Below are 17,106 nucleotides of genomic sequence, written 5' to 3' on the forward strand. Positions count from 1 at the left end.
GACCTTTCGGAGGCGGGACGTCGAGGAGCGGAAACAAGCGCGTGCAGCGGGTGCCTTCAGGTCAGGTGACGGTGGGGCGCTGCTGGAATTCGAGGGCCCGGTGGGCGCCGGAGGTCACGATGTCGTGCAGCTCCCGCACGGCGTGCAGGGCGTCGGCGTGCGTGACGTACATCGGGTTGAAGCCGAAGCGGAGCAGGTCGGGGGCGCGCATGTCGCCGATCACGCCGCGGGCGGTGAGCGCGGCCACCAGCGGGTACGCCTCCGGGTGGCGCAGGGAGACCTGACTGCCGCGGTGCGCGGGGTCGCGCGGGGTGGCCATGGTGAAGCCCAGGCCGTCCAGGAGGGTGTCGGCGCACTCCTGGAAGAATCCGGTCAGGGACAGGCCCTTGTCCCGTACGGCCGACATCTCCAGGCCGTCGAAGGCCGTCAGTGCGGCCTCCAGACCCAGGAGCGACAGAAGCGGCGGGGTGCTGATCCGGGCCCGGGAGATGCCAGCCCCGGGGGTGTAGGTGCCGGACATCGCGAACGGCTCCGCGTGGCCGTGCCAGCCGGTGACGGGGTGGTCGAAGTCCTGCTGGTGACGCCGGGCGACGTAGGCGTACGCCGGGGCACCGGGACCGCCGGAGAGGTACTTGTAGCCGCAGCCGATCGCGAAGTCCGCTTCCATGGCGTCGAGTCCGACGGGCATGGCGCCCGCGGCGTGGCACAGGTCCCAGTGGATCAGGGCCCCGGCGGCGTGCGCGGCGGCGGTGAGCGCGGCCATGTCGTACAGCTCGCCGGTGCGGTAGTCCACAGGTGCGTAGGCGGCGACCGCGACGTCCTCGCCCTCGGCGGCCAGTACCGCGGCGGCCTCCCGCGCGGGCACCCGTCGGACCTGGAGGCCGAGCAGCCTGCCCACCGAGTCGGCGATGTACTGGTCGGTGGGGAAGTGGCCGGGATCGGTCAGCAGCAGCCGGCGGCCGGGGCGCAGCCGGGCGGCGGCGAGCAGGGTGTTGAACAGCTGGACGCTGGTGGAGTCCCCGGCCACCACCTGGCCGGGGGCCGCGCCGATCAGCCGACCGATGGCGTCGCCCGTCCGTATCGGCGCCTCCCACCAGCCGTTGCCGTTCCAGGAGCGGATCAGGTCGGTGCCCCACTGGCGGTGCACCGCGTCCTCGATCGCCCCGGGTACGGCGGCGGGAAGGGCGCCGAGGGAGTTGCCGTCGAGATAGACGACCCCCTTGGGGAGGAGGAAGCGGTCACGGACGTGGGCGAGCGGGTCGGCGGCGTCCAACGCGGCGGCGCGTTCGGTCAGCATGAGGTCTCTCCGTCGTGGTCCGAGGGTGCGTGGTACGAGGCGGCGGCGCCCGAGGGGGCGGTCTCCGAAGGGGCGGTCTCCGAGGGCGCGTTGACCGAGGGAGCAGTAGGAGCGCGGTCGGCGTCGCCGCGGTCCCGGACGAGATCGAGCGCGATGTCGGTGAGCAGGTCCTCCTGCCCGCCGACCAGCCGCCGCTGCCCCGCCTCGACCAGCAGGTCGCGTGTGTCGAGACCGTGGCGCAGGGCCGTGGTCTCCGCGTGCCGCAGGAAGCTGGAGTACACCCCGGCGTAGCCGAGCGTCAGCGTCTCCCGGTCCACCCGCACGGGCCGGTCCTGCGTCGGCCTGACGAGCTCCTCCGCGGCGTCCGTCAACGGGAACAGCGCGCAGCCGTGCTCCCAGCCCATCAGGTCGAACACCGCCACCGTCGGCTCCAGCGGTGCGTTCCCGGCGCCCGCGCCCTGCCCGGCCAGCGAGGCGTCCACGCGGTGGGCGCCCTCCTCCACCGCCGTGATGCTGTTGGCCACGCCCAGGCCGAGGTTGTGGTGGGCGTGGATGCCGATCTCGGTGGCCGGGTCGAGGACCTCGCGGTAGGCGCGGACCCGTTCCCGTACGCCGTCCATGGTCAGCCGGCCGCCGGAGTCGGTGACGTAGACGCAGTGCGCTCCGTACGACTCCATGAGGCGGGCCTGGGCGGCCAGTTCGGCCGGCGGGGCCATGTGCGACATCATCAGGAAACCCGATACGTCCATCCCCAGCTCCCGGGCCAGGCCGATGTGCTGGGCGGCGATGTCCGCCTCGGTGCAGTGCGTGGCGACGCGGACGGACGTGACGCCGAGGGCATGGGCGCGGCGCAGGTCGTGGGAGGTGCCGATGCCGGGCAGCAGCAGGGTGGTGAGCCGGGCCCGGGTGAGCACGTCGGCCGCGGCCTCCAGCCACTCCCAGTCGGTGTGTGCGCCGGGGCCGTAGGTGACCGAGGAACCGGAGAGGCCGTCGCCGTGGGCGACTTCGACGGCGTCGACGCCCGCGGCCTCCAGCGCGGCGGCGATCGCCCGGACCTGGTCGACCGTGTAGCGGTGCGCCACGGCGTGCATGCCGTCGCGCAGGGTGACGTCCTGGACGTAGACCTTGGTCATCGGGCCGGGCTCCGTTCGGCCAGGCGCTCGGCGGTGCGCAGTGCGGCGGAGGTCATGATGTCGAGGTTTCCCGCGTAGGCCTGGAGGTGGTGGGCGGCGCCCTCCACCTCCAGGTAGACGGAGAGCAGCAGCCGCCCGCCCCCGGCGAGCCGCACCAGCGGGTCGTCGGACGCCAGTCGGCGGAACTGCGGCTCCTGCTTGAGCCGGTAGCCGGGCACGTACGCGGCGACGGAGGCGGCCATCGCGTGCACGGAGGCGGCCACCCGCTCCGTGTCGCAGTCGTCGACGACGCAGTGCACGGTGTCGCGCATCAGCAGCGGCGGTTCCGCCGGGTTGAGCACGATGATCGCCTTGCCCCGGGCCGCGCCGCCCACCTGCTCCAGCGCTCGGGAGGTGGTCTCGGTGAACTCGTCGATGTTCGCCCGGGTGCCGGGCCCCGCCGACCGGGAGGCGATCGAGGCGACGATCTCCGCGTAGTGCACCGGCGCCACCGCCGAGACGGCGGCGACGATCGGGACGGTCGCCTGGCCACCGCAGGTGACCATGTTGACGTTGCGGGCGTCCAGGTGCTCGTCGAGGTTGACGGGCGGGACGACGTACGGGCCGACGGCGGCCGGGGTGAGGTCGACGATCGTCTTTCCGTACGGCGCGAGCGCGGCCCAGTTGCGGTGGTGGGCGGCGGCGGAGGTGGCGTCGAAGACGAGGTCGATGTCGTCGAAGCCGTCCAGGGTCAGCAGCCCGGCCACTCCGTCCGCGCTGGTGGGCACCCCGAGCCGGCGGGCCCGCGCGAGCCCCTCCGACTCCGGGTCGATGCCGATCATCGCGGCGGCGGTGATGTTCCGCCCGCCTCGAACGATCTTGACGAGGAGATCGGTGCCGATGTTGCCCGATCCGATCACGGCTGCCTTCATCGGACGGCCTCCTTCAGCAGCGGCGTCAGGCCGAAGAGGCGGACGGCGTTGCCGCCGAGGACGGCCGCCTGCTCCTCGGGGGTGAGGTCGCTCTCCCGCACCAGACGGCCGATGTCCTGCTCGCCGAGCGGGAAGGGATGGTCGGAGCCGAGCAGCACCCGCTCCACGCCCATCACGTCCACCAGCAGCCGCAGTGAGCCCGGGTCGAATACGGCCGAGTCGACGCAGAAGCGGTCGGTGTAGTGCGAGGGAGGCCGCGGGCTGTCGGCCCGTACGACGTCGCGGCGGTGCCAGGCGTTGTCTGCCCGGCCCAGCAGGTACGGGAAGCTGCCGCCGCCGTGGGCGAACAGCAGCCGCAGGGACGCGGGGAGGCGTTCGAAGGCGCCGGAGAGGATCAGCGACAGGATCGTCAGGTGGGTCTCGGCGGCCATGCCCGCGAGCCACGCCAGCATGTAGCGCGAGAAGCGCGGGCCGGTGGGCAGGTCCCAGGGGTGGACCAGGACGGTCGCGTTCTCCTCGGCGCAGTGCGTGAGGAACTCCAGCAGCGCGCCGTGGTCGAGGTCGCGGTCGCCGATGTGGTTGCCGATGTGCACGCCGTGGAAGCCCTGGCGCATCGCCTCGGTGAGCGCGGCGCAGGCCGCCCCGGTGTCCTGGAGCGGCACCTGGCACAGCGGGGCCAGCCGGTGCGGGGCGTACGAACTGTAGTGCAGCAGGCGGGAGTTGACCGTCCGGCACCAGTCCGCGGCGCGAGCGGGCTCCAGCCCGTAACCGAACATCAGCGGGGTGCTGGAGAGCACCTGGATGTCCACGCCGAGCCTGTCCAGGTCGGCGACGCGCTCCGCCGGGTCCCACAGGGTGCGGCGCACCGGCCGGTACTCGGCGGCCCCGGCCATCATCATCCCGGCGTCCGGGCCGTCCGTGGTACGCAGCCAGGGGCCGTCGTCGGAGCCGGTGAGCGCCCGGGACTCGGCGCGGCCGATCTGCGGGAAGACGTGGGCGTGGATGTCGACGACGGTCATGCGCGGTCCGCCTCGTCGCGACGGGTGCGCGGACGCAGCTCCTGCGGCCAGTCCTTGCCCGGGTGCACCGCACCGCAGTTCCCGCAGGTGCGGGCGGCCTCGTCGGCGTAGAACGCGCCGAACACCGGCGGCAGGTCGTCGACGATCGAGGTGAGCTGCAACTCGCTGCGGTGCACCACGTGGTGGCACTCCGTGCAGTACCACTCGAAGGCGTCGCGCTGCCCCTCGGGCCTGGCGAACTCGACGACCAGACCGATGCTGCCCTCCTCCGGCCGCTGCGGGGAGTGCCGCAGATGCGCCGGGGCCAGGAAGACGTCGCCCTCCCGGATGTGGATGTCGCGCGGCGGCTGTCCCTCCTCTTCCATGACGCGCAGGACCATGTCGCCCTTGAGCTGGTAGAAGAACTCCTCGATCGGGTCGTCGTGGAAGTCGGTGCGGCGGTTGGGGCCGCCCACGATCGTCACCATCAGATCGGCGTCCTGCCAGATCTGGACGTTGCCGACCGGTGGCCGGAGCAGGTGTCGGTGTTCATCGATCCAGGACTGGAGATTGAACGGAACCATGGTCATCGGAGCGGCTCCCGGGTCTGTGGAAGGTGGGCCACCGCGCTGATCTCGATCAGCAGGTGGGGGTGGGGCAGTTGGTGGACGGCGACGGTGGTGCGGCTCGGGCCGGTCTCGTCGAAGTACTCGGCGTAGATCGCGTTGTAGTGGCCGAAGTCGTTCATGCTGACCAGGTACGTGGTGACGGACACCAGGTCGTCGAGGCTCCCGCCGACCGCGGCCAGCAGGCCCGCGATGTTGTCGAGCACGGCCCGGGTCTGGGCCCGGATGTCGAGGTCCGTCACGCCCATCGCGTCGGCGCTCGCGCCGTCGAAGCCGCCGTCCGGGCGGCGCGAGCTGGTGCCGGACACGAAGACCAGATCGCCCGCGCGCCTGAGGTGCGGGAAACGGCCTCGTGGCGGGGCGGCGCCGGGCACGATCACGCTGCCTCCCCGGTGGTGAACCCGACCGGACCGAGGCCCGCGACGGTGGCCCGCACGTGCGTGCCGGGCGGAAGCGGTACGGCCGCGGTCGCCGCGCCGGCGAGGATCACGGTGCCGGGTCCGAGCGAACCGGCGAGTCGGGCCGCGGCGGCGAGGGCGCGCAGCGGGTGGCCGAGGATCGCGGCGGTCGAACCGGCCTGCGCCAGGCGTCCGTCGAGCTCCAGCAGGACGCCGAGGTTGCCCAGGTCGGCCGGGGCCCGCCAGGGCCCCAGGACGTAGCCCGCGGCGGAGGTGTTGTCGGCGATCACCTCGGGGAGGGAGAACCGGAAGCCGTCGTACCGGGAGTCGATGACCTCCAGTGCGGGTGCCACGGCTGCGACTGCCGCCGCCGGGTCGGCCCCGGGGCGCAGCGTGCTGCCGAGGAGGAAGGCCACCTCCGGCTCGACCCGGGGGTGGATCAGCCCGGAGGTGTCGTACCGCTCTCCGTCGGTGATCTCCATCCGGTCCGTCAGCCGTCCGTGGATCAGGTCGGCCACCCCCATCTGCCGCATCTTGGCGAGGCTGGTGAAGCCGAGCTTGAAGCCGGTGAGCCGCTCGCCGCGGGCCAGCCGCCGTGCGACCAGGGCCTCCTGGACGGCGTACGCCTCGTCGGTGTTCGTCAGTCCGCTGCCGCCGCCGGGCAGCGGGCGCGCGTCCAGCGCCGCGCTGTCGAGGGACTGGGCCAGTGCCGCGATGTTCATCGGTCATCCCTTTCCTGAGCCGGGCGTCCGAAGGACGCACGCACCGAGCCGAGGCCGTCGATGCGGGCTTCGAGGACGTCGCCGGGCTCGACGGCCGCCATGGGCCCGAGCGCGCCGGTGAGCACGGTGTCCCCGGCCCGCAGCGGGCACCCGAGCCGCACGAGGGTGTCGGCCAGCCACACGGCGGCGTGCAGCGGGTTCCCGAGACAGGCGGCGCCCGCGCCGGTGGAGACGGGCTCGCCGCGGCGCTCCAGCACCATGCCGACGGTCCGCAGGTCGAGTTCCCGCAGCGGTACGGGCCGGGTGCCCAGGACGTAGGCACCGCTGGAGGCGTTGTCGGCGATGGTGTCGACGGCCGAGATGTCCCAGTCGCGGATGCGGCTGCCGACCACCTCGACGGCGGGCAGCGCGAAGGCCGTCGCCCGGATCACGTCGGCCACGGTGTGCCGCTCGTGGATGAGATCGTGATCGAGCACCAGGGCGACCTCGGCCTCCGCCCTGGGCTGGAGCACCGAGCCCCAGCCGATCTCGGCGCCGTCCGGCACCGCGGTGTCGTCCAGCAGGGCTCCGAAGTCCGGTGTGTCCACGCCCAGTTGTGCCTGCACCGCCGTCGAGGTCAGGCCGATCTTCCAGCCGGTGACGCGGCGGCCCGCGGCGATGCGGCGTTCGGTGAGGACGGACTGGACGGCGTAGGCGGCGTCCAGATCGCCGGACGGGAGGAGGTCGCGGACAGGGTCGCACGGGACACCGCTGCGCCGTGCCTCGTCGATGCGCCCGGCGGCCCGCGCCACGGCGTCGTTGACCGTACTCACCACTTCACGCACACATGCATCACTCACCACTTCACGCACACATTCATCGGCTCGGAGAAGAAGTCGAGGGAGTGGTCGCCGCCCTCACGGCCGATCCCGGACTCCTTCACGCCGCCGAAGGGCGTACGGAGATCACGCAGGTTCCAGGTGTTGACCCAGGCGATGCCGACGTCGAGAGCGGGGGCGACGCGGTGCGCGCGGCTCACGTCGCCGGTCCACACCGTGGCGGCCAGGCCGTACGGGCTCGCGTTGACGAGGGCCAGTGCCTCCTCCTCGGTGTCGAACGGGGCCAGGTGCACGAAGGGCCCGAAGATCTCCTCCCGTACCGCCGGGTGGTCCTCAGGCAGCCCGGTCAGCACGGTGGGCTCCACCCAGAAACCGCCGTCCCGCCCGTCCGAGAAGCGCGGCACCCCGCCACCCGCCAGCACGTCGCCGTGGGCCGCGGCCTCGTCGAGGAAGCCCAGTACCTTGTCGCGGTGCGCGGCGGAGATCATCGGGCCGTAACCGCTCAGTTCCTTCGCGCCGGCGGCCAGCGCCTCGGCGAACGCGTCGAAGACCGGCCGTTCCACGTACACGCGCTCGGTGCACAGGCACACCTGCCCGCTGTGGGTGAACGCCGAGCGGAGGGTGCCTGCCACGGCCTGCTCCAGGTCCGCATCGGCGAAGACCAGCCCGGCGTTCTTGCCGCCCAGCTCGAACGAGACGGGCACCAGCCGCGCCGCCGCGGCCCGCATGATCGCGCCGCCGGTACGCGACTCCCCCGTGAAGGCGATCGCGTCGATCCCGGGGTGCTCGGTGAGCCACTGGCCGGCCGCGTCCGCGCCGCCGCCGTGGACGAGGTTGAAGACGCCCGCCGGCAGTTCCGCCTCGGCCATCACCTCCGCCAGCAGACAGGCCGTGCCGGGCGTGAGCTCGGAGGGCTTGGCGACCACCGTGTTGCCCATGGCGAGGGCGGGAGCCACCTTCCAGGTGAGCAGCAGCAGCGGCAGGTTCCACGGCGAGATCACCGCGACCACGCCGAGCGGTTTGCGCACGGTGTAGTTCAGGGCGCCACGCCCGTCCGGGGTGGTGGTGCGCCAGGACTGTTCGCTCCGCCCTGCCGTGAGATCGGCGTACGAACGGAAGTTGGCGATCGCGCGCGGGATGTCGGTCGTCGAGGCGAGGTCGCGGGGCTTGCCCGTGTCGGCGCACTCGGCGGCGACGAACTCCTCGAAGCGCTGCTCGATGCCGTCGGCGATCCGGTGCAGGAGGCCCACGGCCCGCGCAGTGCTTCCCTGGCGGCGCGCACCGCCTGGTCGACCAACTCCCGTGACGCCGCGGGCAGTTCGCCCGCGGGGCGCCCGGAGACCGGATCGATCAGCGGGAACGGCACGCCGGACGCGTCGAACCTGCCTCCTACGTAGTGCCGCACGGGTGAGCTCACCTTGTGGACCTCCGTTGCCGGACCGGGGGTTCGGATCTGGCTCCCCGGACTGTGCGGGTATCATGCGCCCACCGAGATATGCCGAGCCAATGCCAATAGCCGTGATGCATATACCGATCCGGGTATGTGGCCGCCGAGCCCGCTGCGACCGCCTCCTGGAAGGAGCCCCGCGATGGACCTTCTCGACGGTCGCCTGAAGTTCCGGCACCTGACGCTGCTCGTCGCGATCATCGACCACGGAAGCGTGGTGCGGGCGGCCGAGACCCTGCACCTCACCCAGCCCGCCGCGACCCGGACCCTGCGCGAGCTGGAGACCGTCGCAGGCCTTCCGCTCTTCGTGCGCGTGCCGCGCGGCATGCGGCCCACCGTCTACGGCGAAGCGCTGGCCGAGCACGCCCGCGCGGTGGTCGCCGAAGTGCGACGGGCCGAGGAACACCTCACCGGCCTGCGGGAGGGACAGGACGGCACGGTGACCGTGGGCACCCTGCTGGCCGGTGCCAACGTGCTGCTGCCACGAGCCGTCGCCCGGCTCAAGCGGGAGCGGCCCCGGCTCACCGTCGTCGTACGCGAGGGGACGCCGGACCTCCTCCACCCGGCGCTGCTCACAGGCGAGTTGGACGTCATCGTCGGCAGACTGGGGTCGGCCCCGGGAGAGGGCGACAGGCTGCGCCAGCGGAAGCTGTACCGGGAGCCCATCCGGCTCGCCGTCCGCTCCGGGCACCCGCTGTCCGGAGCCGACGGGATGACGCTCACGGACACCCTCGGGTTCCCCTGGATCCTGCCGGTCGAGCAGACCGCCCTGCGTCAGGAGCTCAGCGCCCTCTTCGCCGACCGGGGGCTCCCGCTGCCCGCGGACCGCGTCGAGTGCACGTCCATCCTCACCATGCGGGCGCTGCTCCTGCAGACGGACATGGTGGCACTCCTGCCCGAGCTGGTCCTGCGCGACGACGAGCACCTGGCCGCGTTGCCGGTCGAACTTCCCTCCGTGGGCCGCACGGTGGGCACCACCGAAGCGGCCCACCGCACGCGCACCCCCGCTCTGCAGGCGCTGCTGCACCATCTCGACCAGGAGGCGGCGGTGCTGCGCGAGACGCTCGGCGGGGCACCGGCGGCCCGTTAGGCGCGCACCGGACGACCCCCGGGCGGCACACGGCGTGCCGGTCGCCTTCCGTCACGCTCGTGTCGAGGCCCGCGCCCGCGCGACGGCGTCGAGGGAGGCGGACGGCCTCGTACGGGCCGAGCGCCGGCCCCACTTGCGTTCGCTGCCTGCCCCGAGCAACGAACCCAGCACCGCGCCGACACCGATGGCGGCCACGGACGCCAGGGTCGTCACCAGGTACTGATGGGCCCCGGGAACCCCGAGGACGAGTTGGAGCACGCTGCGGTACAGGTCGGGCCCTGGCAGCACACTGCCCGCGATGCCCGGGATCAGCACCGCCCGCGCGGGCACTCCGGCGCGCGGTCCGATCACGGCGGACACCGCGCCCATGGCGGTGGTGGCCAGCCCCGTCGCCAGCGGAACCGACCAGTCCAACTGCGCCGTGCCGAACACCTTCACGCCCGCGCCGATCAGCGCCGCAGCCATCGCCCAGGGCACCAGCCGAGGGCCGCCGCCCATGAACACGGCGTTGCCCAGGGCGCCGACGCCACTGGTGACGAGGGTGAGCCAGACGGGCAGCGAGGCGAGCGTCGTGGCGCGTGCGTCCGAGTCGAGGCCGCGCAGCAGGAAGGCGACGGTGAGGAGGCCGCCCGCCATGGCGGCGAAGAACATCAGCAGGCTCACCGCACGGGCCCCCGCCATCGGACGGAAGCCGTCGATCGCGTCCTCGGTGAGGGAGACCACGGTCAGGACCGGCAGCATCAGGATCACGTTGGCCGCGACGGTGCTCGCCCCCTCGCGTCCGCTGAGCACCCCGAAGTCGATCAACGCCATGGTGAGGGACATGAGCAGGGCCGTCTGCGCGGCCGTGACGTAGAAGGAGGGCAGCCCCGTGCGGCTCAGCGCCCACGCGGCACGGTTGGTGACCAGGAACAGCAGGGGCGACAGCAGCGCCGCACGCGGCGTGCCGGACGCGAGTACGCACAGCATGGCGGCCAGCACCGCGCCGCCGCTCAGCGTGAACCACCACGGCCACCGCGAGGGCAGCGACACGATCCGGTCGAGTGCCGCCTTCGCGTCCGCCGGTGAAAGCCGGTTGCCCACGATCCGTACGGTCAGCCGCTCCAGCGCGGTCAGGCGGCCCAGGTCCCGGGTGTCCTCCGACCCCAGGACCCTCAGCATGACGACGGGCACCCGTTCGGGCGGTGCGTACTGCACCTGCAGCGAACGCCCGGAGATGTCGACCTCCAGGTCCTGCATGCCCCACGCGGCCGTCACCGCGACGGCGGCCGTCTGGATGTCGCGGGTCGACGCCCCGGCCAGGAACAGTTCACGGCCCAGCCGCAGGACGAAACGCAGCACCTCGGCCGCCCCGCGCGCGTCGAAGTCCCGCGACGGCGGAAAGCGGACCTCCTCATAGGCTGTCCCGTACAACCGGTCCAGCAGGGTCCCCTCGTTCTGCCGCAGCCGGTCCAGCCGCGCCTGCCGGGCATGCGCGCGGGACCGCCGCCGGGAGAGCCTGCGCCACATCTGTTCTCCACTGTTCGCTGCCTGCTCGAAGCGCCACTGCGCGCCCCAGCATCTCCCGGCACCGCCGTCACCGCCGCTCGACCGGCGGGGGAGGTGACTTCGGGCCGGGGAGAAGTCGCGGGTGCGGCAGCCGTCGGGGCGCTGCGCGGCGGCCGTCGGGGGGCTGCGCGGTGGCCGGTACGGGCCTGCGCTGTTCAGCCGAGGAAGTCGACCCGGTCGATGAGGCCTTCGCGTACCCGGTAGGCCACCAGGACGCGGACCGGCTCGTCGGCCAGGCCGTGGGCGAGTTCGTGGTCGACCACCCAGTCGCCTTCGGTGAGCCGCCCCAGGATCTCCGCCCGGCAGCGGCCCTCGGCGAACTGTCCGGCATACGTGTCGCGCAGCGCCTGACGGCCCTGCAGCGGGCCGCCGCTGCGCCGGTTGACCAGGACGTCCTCGGCGTAGGTGGCGGCGAAGGCGTCGATGTCGTGGCTGTTGTAGGCGGCGAGCTGCTGCTCGACCACCTCGCGCGGTTCGGTCATGGTGGATCGTTCCTTCCTCGGTGTACGGGGTCAGGCCGTGAGACGGCGGGTGGCGAGTTCGGCGTAGAGCGCGGCCCCGTCGGGGAGCACCGCGTCGTCGAACTGCGCGTAGGGCGAGTGGTTCTGCGGCAGGTTGCCCGGGGCGGTCCCCTTCGGGGCGGCGCCGAGAAACGCGAACGAGCCCGGAACGGCGTCGAGTATCCGGGAGAAGTCCTCCGATGCGGTGGCCGGGTTCGGCAGCGGCTGGAAGCGCTCTTCGCCGAAGACTTCGCGGACGGTGTCCGTCAGGAAGTCGGTCTCGGCCCCGTCGGTCACGGTCACCGGGTACCCGGGCAGGTACTCGATCTCCGCCCGCAGTCCGTGGGCGGCGGCGACGGATCTGACCAGCTCCACCACCGTGTCGGCGACCTTGGAACTCGCCTGGGCGGAGAAGGTGCGCACGGTCGCCTCGAAGTGGGCGGTCTCGGGAATGATGTTGCGCCGGGTGCCGGCTCGGAGGAGACCGACGGTGATCACCACCGGATCGAACGCGTCGAAGCGGCGGGTCACCATGGTCTGCAGGGCGGTGACCATCTCGCAGGCCGCCGGGACGGGGTCCTTGGCCCGGTGGGGCGCCGAGCCGTGGCCGCCCGCACCGTGGACGGTGACGTTCAGCGCGGCGGAGGCGGCGAGGATCGGCCCGCGCCGGGAGCTGAACTCTCCGTGCGGCATGTCCGACACCACGTGCAGGGCGTAGGCGGCGACCGGGCGTCTGCCTGCCGCGTCCAGCACGCCCTCGGCCAGCATGGCGCCGGCGCCGTCCCCGCCTTCCTCCCCGGGCTGGAACATGAAGACCACGTCGCCGTGGAGCTGTTCCCGCCGCGCGGCCAGCAGGTGTGCGGCACCGGCGAGCATGGCGGTGTGCAGATCGTGTCCGCAGGCGTGCATGGCACCGTTCGCGGCGGCGAACGGCAGCGGGGCCTTCTCGGCGACCGGCAGAGCGTCCATGTCACCGCGCAGCAGCACCACCGGCCCCGGCCGCCCGCCGCGCAGCACCGCGGTGACCGAACTCAGCGCGGAGCCCAGGCTCACCTGGAGCGGGAGTCCGTCGAGGGACTGCAGCACCCGCTCCTGGGTGCGAGGGAGGGCGAGGCCCAGCTCGGGGAACCGGTGGAGGTCGTGACGGAGCCGGATCAGGTCCGGCGCCAAGGCCAGAGCGTCGTCGTGCAGGGACACAGGTACCTCCGTCGAACCCGCGTGGGCGGGAACTTGTGCAGAGCGATCTTGTTCCGTGATTCTGGATCTTGCGGCGGGAGTTTCCCGCGATTTCGCAGGATCACACCATGAGGGACCCCTTGATGAACGAATCCACCGGCGGCCGACGGTGACCGGTGCCGATGTGACGGTGGACGAGCTGGACCTCGCCCTGGTGAACGCGCTGCAACTGCGCCCCCGGGCACCCTGGTCCCTGCTCGGCCAGACACTCGGGATCAGCCCGGTCACCGCCGCCCGCCGCTGGCGACGGCTCTCGCAGGCCGGGATCGCCTGGGTGACCGCCTACGGCCTGCCGCATCCCGACGACCGCGGGTGCGTCGCCTACCTCGACCTCGACTGCGCACCCGACCGGCTCCGGCAGATCGCCGACGACCTGGCCGAGGACCCGCACGTGATGAGCGTCGAACATCTTTCCCAGGGCTGTGACCTCGTCGTCACCGCGGCCTTCACCGACCTGGCGAAGGTCTCCCGGTACACCGCCGAACGGCTCGGCCGGCTCCCCGGGATCAACGCCGTCCGCGTCCACCTGGCGACCGCCTTCTACGCCGAGGGAATCCGCTGGCGGCTGGACTCACTGGACCCCGCCCAGCGCGTGGAACTGCACGACGACCACCCGGCGAGCAACGGACCACCGCCCGGAGTGAGGGCCGAAGTCCGGGAAGAAGACCGGGAGTTGCTCATCAGGCTGGGCGTCGACGGCCGCCTCGACCAGACCGAGCTCGCCGCCGCCACCGGGCTCAGCCCGTCCACGCTGCGCCGCCGCCTCGACCGGCTGGCCGCCTCCGACGCGATGCGCTTCCGCTGCGAGATCGCCGCCCGCGACGCCGGCCGGCCGGTCCTGGCGACCTTCCGGGCCGACCTTCCCCCGGACCGGCTCGACGAGGTCGGCCCCCAGCTCGCCAGACTCCCCGAGATCCGGCTGTGCGTGGCCGTCACCGGCACGCACAACCTCATGCTCTCCGTCTGGCAGCGCTCCCTCGCCGACGTCCAGCGGCTGGAAACCGCTCTCGCCCGCAGGTTCCCCGCCCTGCGGGTGGCCGAGCGCCGCGTGTCGCTGCGCACCGTGAAACGGATGGGCCGGATCCTCGACGCGGACGGACGCGCGGTCCGCGCCGTCCCGATGGACATCTGGCGAGACCCGACCCCGGGCTCCTGACAGCCGTTCGGACCGGCCGGGTCGTCGCCGGGCCGTGATCGGGCGGGTGGCTCCGACACACCCGCAGAGCGGAAACGGCTTCTGACGAGACGAGACGAGACGGGCCGGGACGGGACGACGTCATCGGGTGGATCTTCAGGGGGAGATGCGCGGCGATTGGGCTAAGGGTGCGCGTCGGAATGAGGGAGGGGTGCGTGTCGGTCCTGTACATGAATGATTCCCCCCTCGCCCTTCTTATTCTGCGGGAATGCGCCCCACTTTCACGGGCTCATTCGTGTTCATCAGGTTTCGCGAGAGCCTCCGCACAGATGTGGTGATTCATTCCGGTGTTTCTGTCACGTAGAACCGTCAGAGCCGTCTCGATCATTGCTCTTTCGGCAGCGATGCTTTCGGCGGTCGAGCCCGTAATGGCGCAGGTCGCCGCGCTGCCGTCCTCCGCCGCCGTCCGACAGGGCGAGGCCGATTCCGGAGATTCCGACGGATTGCTGGGCCCCCCTGTCCCGGAGTCGCGCAGCAGGGCGGCCACGCAGTCGCCGAATCCGTTCCTCCTGCGGTCGGAGCTGCGGAAGATCTCACGGGGAGCCACCCAGCAGCTCTGCGCCCCCGGCATCCGCCTGCGCCTCAACCTCTTCAAGGACGTCCTGCTGGAAGCAGAACCGTCCACGGTGAAGGTCAGCGCCGACGGCACGAGCGTGAGCTGGCACGGCAAGGTGGCATCGGTGCCGGGCTCCTCCGTCGTGCTCGACGGACAGAACGTCTGTGGCAGTGGCGACGAGCAGCCCACGCTCAGCGGAACCATCTCGATGCCGGGCAAGTTGTACGCCCTCGCACCGGCCGGACCCGGCCAGGTGCGGGCCGAGGAGTACAACCCGGGCATGTTCGAAATCGGCGAGGGAGGAACCCGGCTGCGCAGCCACGCGCAGGACAAGGACAAGGGAACCCTGTCCATTCCTGCACCGCGCTCCCAAGCTCCGGGGAAAGCGCCCAGTAATCCGGCAGGGGTCTTTTCGTCGTCCGAAACGGCGTGCGCGGCGAAGAATTACCCCGTCATCGACGTGATGGTGGTGTGGTCTCCGCAAGTGACCCGGAATTTGGGTGGGCTGAAGGGCGCCGAGGCCGTAGCCGGACAAGGGGTCGGCCTGATGAATGAGGCGCTGGCCAACAGCAAGGTCAAGGGACGGGTCAGACTCGTCCGCGCCCAGGAGATGTCGGACTACACAGGCGGCGAGGATGACGAATCAGCCCTCGACGCGCTCAACAAACCCGACGACGGGCAGCTCGACAACATCAACGAACTGCGGGCCACGTACGGCGCCGACCTGGTGAGCATGCTGGTGACCGAGGGGTCCGGCATCGGCAACACACCTGCCCCGCCGTCGAAGCGCACGGTGAACCGGGCCTTCAGCGCCGTCAACCACAGCTACGTCCCCGGCCACACCATGGGCCACGAGATGGCACACAACCTGGGGGCGATCCACGACTGGGTGGCGTCCGACGAGGTCACCATGGCGAACCGGCCCTACAACCACGGGTACGCCGCACCGGACAAGGCCTGGCGGACCGTCATGGCCTACCCCGCCATCTGTGACGGCTGCAGCCGCATCCCGTACTTCTCCAACCCCCGTGTCACCCACCCCGACGGCCAGGTGACGGGGAACGCGGACGGTGACGTGAAGGGCCCCGTCGCCAGGCGCCCCGCCGACAACGCCAGGCTGCTGGACGAGATGTTCTCCACGGTTGCCGACTACATGGAGACCCGGATTCCCGTCGAGCTGTGCGACATGTCCGTCACCAGCGCGGACACGGCACAGGGGACGGCGTCGACGGCGTCGACCGGTCCCTACGGGCCGGGCACCGTGGTGACCGCGGCGGCGGTGCCCGCGCCGGGCTTCGTCTTCGTGCAGTGGATGCTCGACGGCAAGCCGCACAGTACGGACCGCAGGACCACGGTCAAGATCGCCGGGGACCACCGGCTGGTGGCGTACTTCACCGAGGGCGCCACACCGGCCCACAAGGTCGTCGCGCGAGCCGACTCCAAGGACGGCGGCGGTGTCGAACTGTCCCCGGCGGGGCCGGACTTCTCCGTGGGCAGCACCGTGACAGCCTCCTACTTCCGATGGACGGGTGCCAAGCTCCCGTTCGTCGGCTGGTCGGTCAACGGGGCGTCCGCGGGAAAGAGCCGACAGATCACGTTCACCGTTGACGGGCCGACCGAGGTGGTCGCCCACTTCTCTGCGGTCACCTCCACCCTGGCCGCATCCGCATCTCCCGGGAACGCCGGGACACTCGACCTCAGCAGCGGCGGACCGTACCCGCCCGGCACCACCGTGACCGTCACCGCCTCCCCTGCCGCAGGCAAGATCTTCTCGCACTGGCTCCTCGACGGCCGGCGGATGGAGCCCCGTTCACCGGCCGGCCGGGAGGAAGCTCTCGACGTCGTCATGGGGGAGGAGTCCCGTGCGCTGATCGCGGTCTTCAGCGACAGCCGTCGGATCGACGTCCGGGTGCTGCCGCACGCAGAGGCGGGGACGGCGACTTGGGAGCCGCGTCGAGCCGAGTACGCCGTGGGCGACAAGATCACGGTGACTGCCTCGCCGAAGCCCGGGTACGACTTCACCGGCTGGCGGCTGGACAACGAGCCCGCAGGCCGCAGCAACCCCTACGTCCTCACCGTTCGTGACGACCACGAACTGACCGCCCACTTCACCAAGGCGGCCGTGCCGCCCACCGTCACCCACCGGGTGTCCGCGACCGCTGTTCCCGTCGGCGGGGGCACGGTGTCCCTGCGCCCGGCCAAGGCGAGGTACACGAAGAACGACAAGGTCACCGCGACTGCCTCGCCGAAGCCCGGGTACGACTTCACCGGCTGGCGGCTGGACAACGAGCCCGCAGGCCGCAGCGACAGTCTTTCCCTGACAGTTGCGAGGGACCATCACCTGACCGCCTCCTTCGCCCCGCACAAGACCGTCAGGACGTACAAGGGCAGGATCATCGCCCGAACCGGCCTGCTGGTGCGCGACCGGCCCGACCAGGGAGGCCGCATCATCGGCAAGCTGGACAACGGCAAGGTCGTCAACATCGCCTGCAAGGTGAAGGGCCAGAGCGTCGACGGCAACCCGCGGTGGTACCGACTCACCGACGGCAGCTACGCCTGGTCCTCCGCCCGCTACATCGCCAACATCGGGCCCGCGCCCCATTGGTGCTGAACACGTAACCATGGTGTCCG

Annotated in this window: 15 protein-coding genes; 3 read left to right on the top strand and 12 right to left on the bottom strand. The window is 71.9% G+C overall.

Going from position 1 to position 17,106, the window contains the following annotated elements:
* Positions 1-61: 61 nt before the first annotated feature.
* From kynU to ACWGIG_RS18030, 9 genes are read right to left on the bottom strand one after another with little or no spacing between them, the layout of a single operon-like run.
* Positions 62-1,297 (bottom strand): kynureninase, encoded by a 1,236-nt coding sequence (gene kynU / locus ACWGIG_RS17990; RefSeq protein ID WP_453322581.1) that lies wholly within the window; start codon positions 1,295-1,297, stop codon positions 62-64.
* Entirely contained in the window at positions 1,291-2,430 is a 1,140-nt protein-coding gene (gene dmpG, locus ACWGIG_RS17995; protein WP_453322582.1) for a 4-hydroxy-2-oxovalerate aldolase, read from the bottom strand. Before dmpG ends, kynU begins: the two co-directional genes overlap by 7 nt.
* Positions 2,427-3,341 (bottom strand): acetaldehyde dehydrogenase (acetylating), encoded by a 915-nt coding sequence (locus ACWGIG_RS18000; RefSeq protein WP_453322583.1) that lies wholly within the window; start codon positions 3,339-3,341, stop codon positions 2,427-2,429. Before ACWGIG_RS18000 ends, dmpG begins: the two co-directional genes overlap by 4 nt.
* Positions 3,338-4,360: an amidohydrolase family protein gene (locus tag ACWGIG_RS18005; protein ID WP_453322584.1), complete on the bottom strand. Its 1,023-nt coding sequence runs from the start codon at positions 4,358-4,360 to the stop codon at positions 3,338-3,340. Before ACWGIG_RS18005 ends, ACWGIG_RS18000 begins: the two co-directional genes overlap by 4 nt.
* Positions 4,357-4,929 carry a 3-hydroxyanthranilate 3,4-dioxygenase gene (locus ACWGIG_RS18010; RefSeq protein ID WP_453322585.1) on the bottom strand — a complete coding sequence of 191 codons (573 nt, stop codon included), beginning with the start codon at positions 4,927-4,929 and terminating at the stop codon, positions 4,357-4,359. Before ACWGIG_RS18010 ends, ACWGIG_RS18005 begins: the two co-directional genes overlap by 4 nt.
* Positions 4,926-5,345, bottom strand: coding sequence for a RidA family protein (locus ACWGIG_RS18015; protein WP_453322586.1), 420 nt, complete (start codon positions 5,343-5,345; stop codon positions 4,926-4,928). Before ACWGIG_RS18015 ends, ACWGIG_RS18010 begins: the two co-directional genes overlap by 4 nt.
* Complete coding sequence (locus ACWGIG_RS18020) at positions 5,342-6,085, bottom strand: 2-keto-4-pentenoate hydratase (RefSeq protein WP_453322587.1); 744 nt, start codon at positions 6,083-6,085, stop codon at positions 5,342-5,344. The genes ACWGIG_RS18015 and ACWGIG_RS18020 overlap by 4 nt, the downstream gene beginning before the upstream one ends.
* Complete coding sequence (locus tag ACWGIG_RS18025; RefSeq protein WP_453322588.1) at positions 6,082-6,909, bottom strand: 2-keto-4-pentenoate hydratase; 828 nt, start codon at positions 6,907-6,909, stop codon at positions 6,082-6,084. The genes ACWGIG_RS18020 and ACWGIG_RS18025 overlap by 4 nt, the downstream gene beginning before the upstream one ends.
* Before the next feature lie 11 nt (positions 6,910-6,920).
* Positions 6,921-8,153 (bottom strand): aldehyde dehydrogenase family protein, encoded by a 1,233-nt coding sequence (locus ACWGIG_RS18030; protein ID WP_453322589.1) that lies wholly within the window; start codon positions 8,151-8,153, stop codon positions 6,921-6,923.
* 339 nt (positions 8,154-8,492) lie between these two features.
* On the opposite strand from ACWGIG_RS18030, the gene ACWGIG_RS18035 reads away from it, so the two are divergent.
* Entirely contained in the window at positions 8,493-9,440 is a 948-nt protein-coding gene (locus ACWGIG_RS18035; RefSeq protein WP_453322590.1) for a LysR substrate-binding domain-containing protein, read from the top strand.
* Positions 9,441-9,491: 51 nt separating this feature from the next.
* On the opposite strand, the gene ACWGIG_RS18040 is transcribed toward ACWGIG_RS18035, so the two are convergent.
* From ACWGIG_RS18040 to ACWGIG_RS18050, 3 genes are all read right to left on the bottom strand, one after another.
* Entirely contained in the window at positions 9,492-10,949 is a 1,458-nt protein-coding gene (locus ACWGIG_RS18040) for a threonine/serine ThrE exporter family protein (RefSeq protein WP_453322591.1), read from the bottom strand.
* Positions 10,950-11,143: 194 nt separating this feature from the next.
* Positions 11,144-11,470 carry a nuclear transport factor 2 family protein gene (locus tag ACWGIG_RS18045; RefSeq protein WP_453322592.1) on the bottom strand — a complete coding sequence of 109 codons (327 nt, stop codon included), beginning with the start codon at positions 11,468-11,470 and terminating at the stop codon, positions 11,144-11,146.
* A gap of 30 nt (positions 11,471-11,500) precedes the next feature.
* Positions 11,501-12,685: a M20 metallopeptidase family protein gene (locus tag ACWGIG_RS18050; RefSeq protein ID WP_453322593.1), complete on the bottom strand. Its 1,185-nt coding sequence runs from the start codon at positions 12,683-12,685 to the stop codon at positions 11,501-11,503.
* A 148-nt stretch (positions 12,686-12,833) separates the two neighbouring features.
* Here ACWGIG_RS18050 and ACWGIG_RS18055 point away from each other — a divergent pair, with 148 nt between their 5' ends.
* Both ACWGIG_RS18055 and ACWGIG_RS18060 read left to right on the top strand, forming a co-directional pair.
* Positions 12,834-13,880: an Lrp/AsnC family transcriptional regulator gene (locus tag ACWGIG_RS18055; RefSeq protein WP_453322594.1), complete on the top strand. Its 1,047-nt coding sequence runs from the start codon at positions 12,834-12,836 to the stop codon at positions 13,878-13,880.
* 407 nt (positions 13,881-14,287) lie between these two features.
* On the top strand, positions 14,288-17,086 hold the full coding sequence (locus ACWGIG_RS18060; protein ID WP_453322595.1) for an InlB B-repeat-containing protein: 2,799 nt from the start codon (positions 14,288-14,290) through the stop codon (positions 17,084-17,086).
* The last annotated feature ends 20 nt before the right edge of the window (positions 17,087-17,106 follow it).

Source organism: Streptomyces sp. NPDC054863, from assembly GCF_053610825.1.

Bases quoted from the DNA above. Each gene is read 5' to 3' on its own strand.
- kynU (WP_453322581.1), bottom strand. From the start codon at position 1,297: ATGCTGACCGAACGCGCCGCCGCGTTGGACGCCGCCGACCCGCTCGCC.
- dmpG (WP_453322582.1), bottom strand. From the start codon at position 2,430: ATGACCAAGGTCTACGTCCAGGACGTCACCCTGCGCGACGGCATGCAC.
- ACWGIG_RS18000 (WP_453322583.1), bottom strand. From the start codon at position 3,341: ATGAAGGCAGCCGTGATCGGATCGGGCAACATCGGCACCGATCTCCTC.
- ACWGIG_RS18005 (WP_453322584.1), bottom strand. From the start codon at position 4,360: ATGACCGTCGTCGACATCCACGCCCACGTCTTCCCGCAGATCGGCCGC.
- ACWGIG_RS18010 (WP_453322585.1), bottom strand. From the start codon at position 4,929: ATGACCATGGTTCCGTTCAATCTCCAGTCCTGGATCGATGAACACCGA.
- ACWGIG_RS18020 (WP_453322587.1), bottom strand. From the start codon at position 6,085: ATGAACATCGCGGCACTGGCCCAGTCCCTCGACAGCGCGGCGCTGGAC.
- ACWGIG_RS18035 (WP_453322590.1), top strand. From the start codon at position 8,493: ATGGACCTTCTCGACGGTCGCCTGAAGTTCCGGCACCTGACGCTGCTC.
- ACWGIG_RS18040 (WP_453322591.1), bottom strand. From the start codon at position 10,949: ATGTGGCGCAGGCTCTCCCGGCGGCGGTCCCGCGCGCATGCCCGGCAG.
- ACWGIG_RS18045 (WP_453322592.1), bottom strand. From the start codon at position 11,470: ATGACCGAACCGCGCGAGGTGGTCGAGCAGCAGCTCGCCGCCTACAAC.
- ACWGIG_RS18060 (WP_453322595.1), top strand. From the start codon at position 14,288: ATGGCGCAGGTCGCCGCGCTGCCGTCCTCCGCCGCCGTCCGACAGGGC.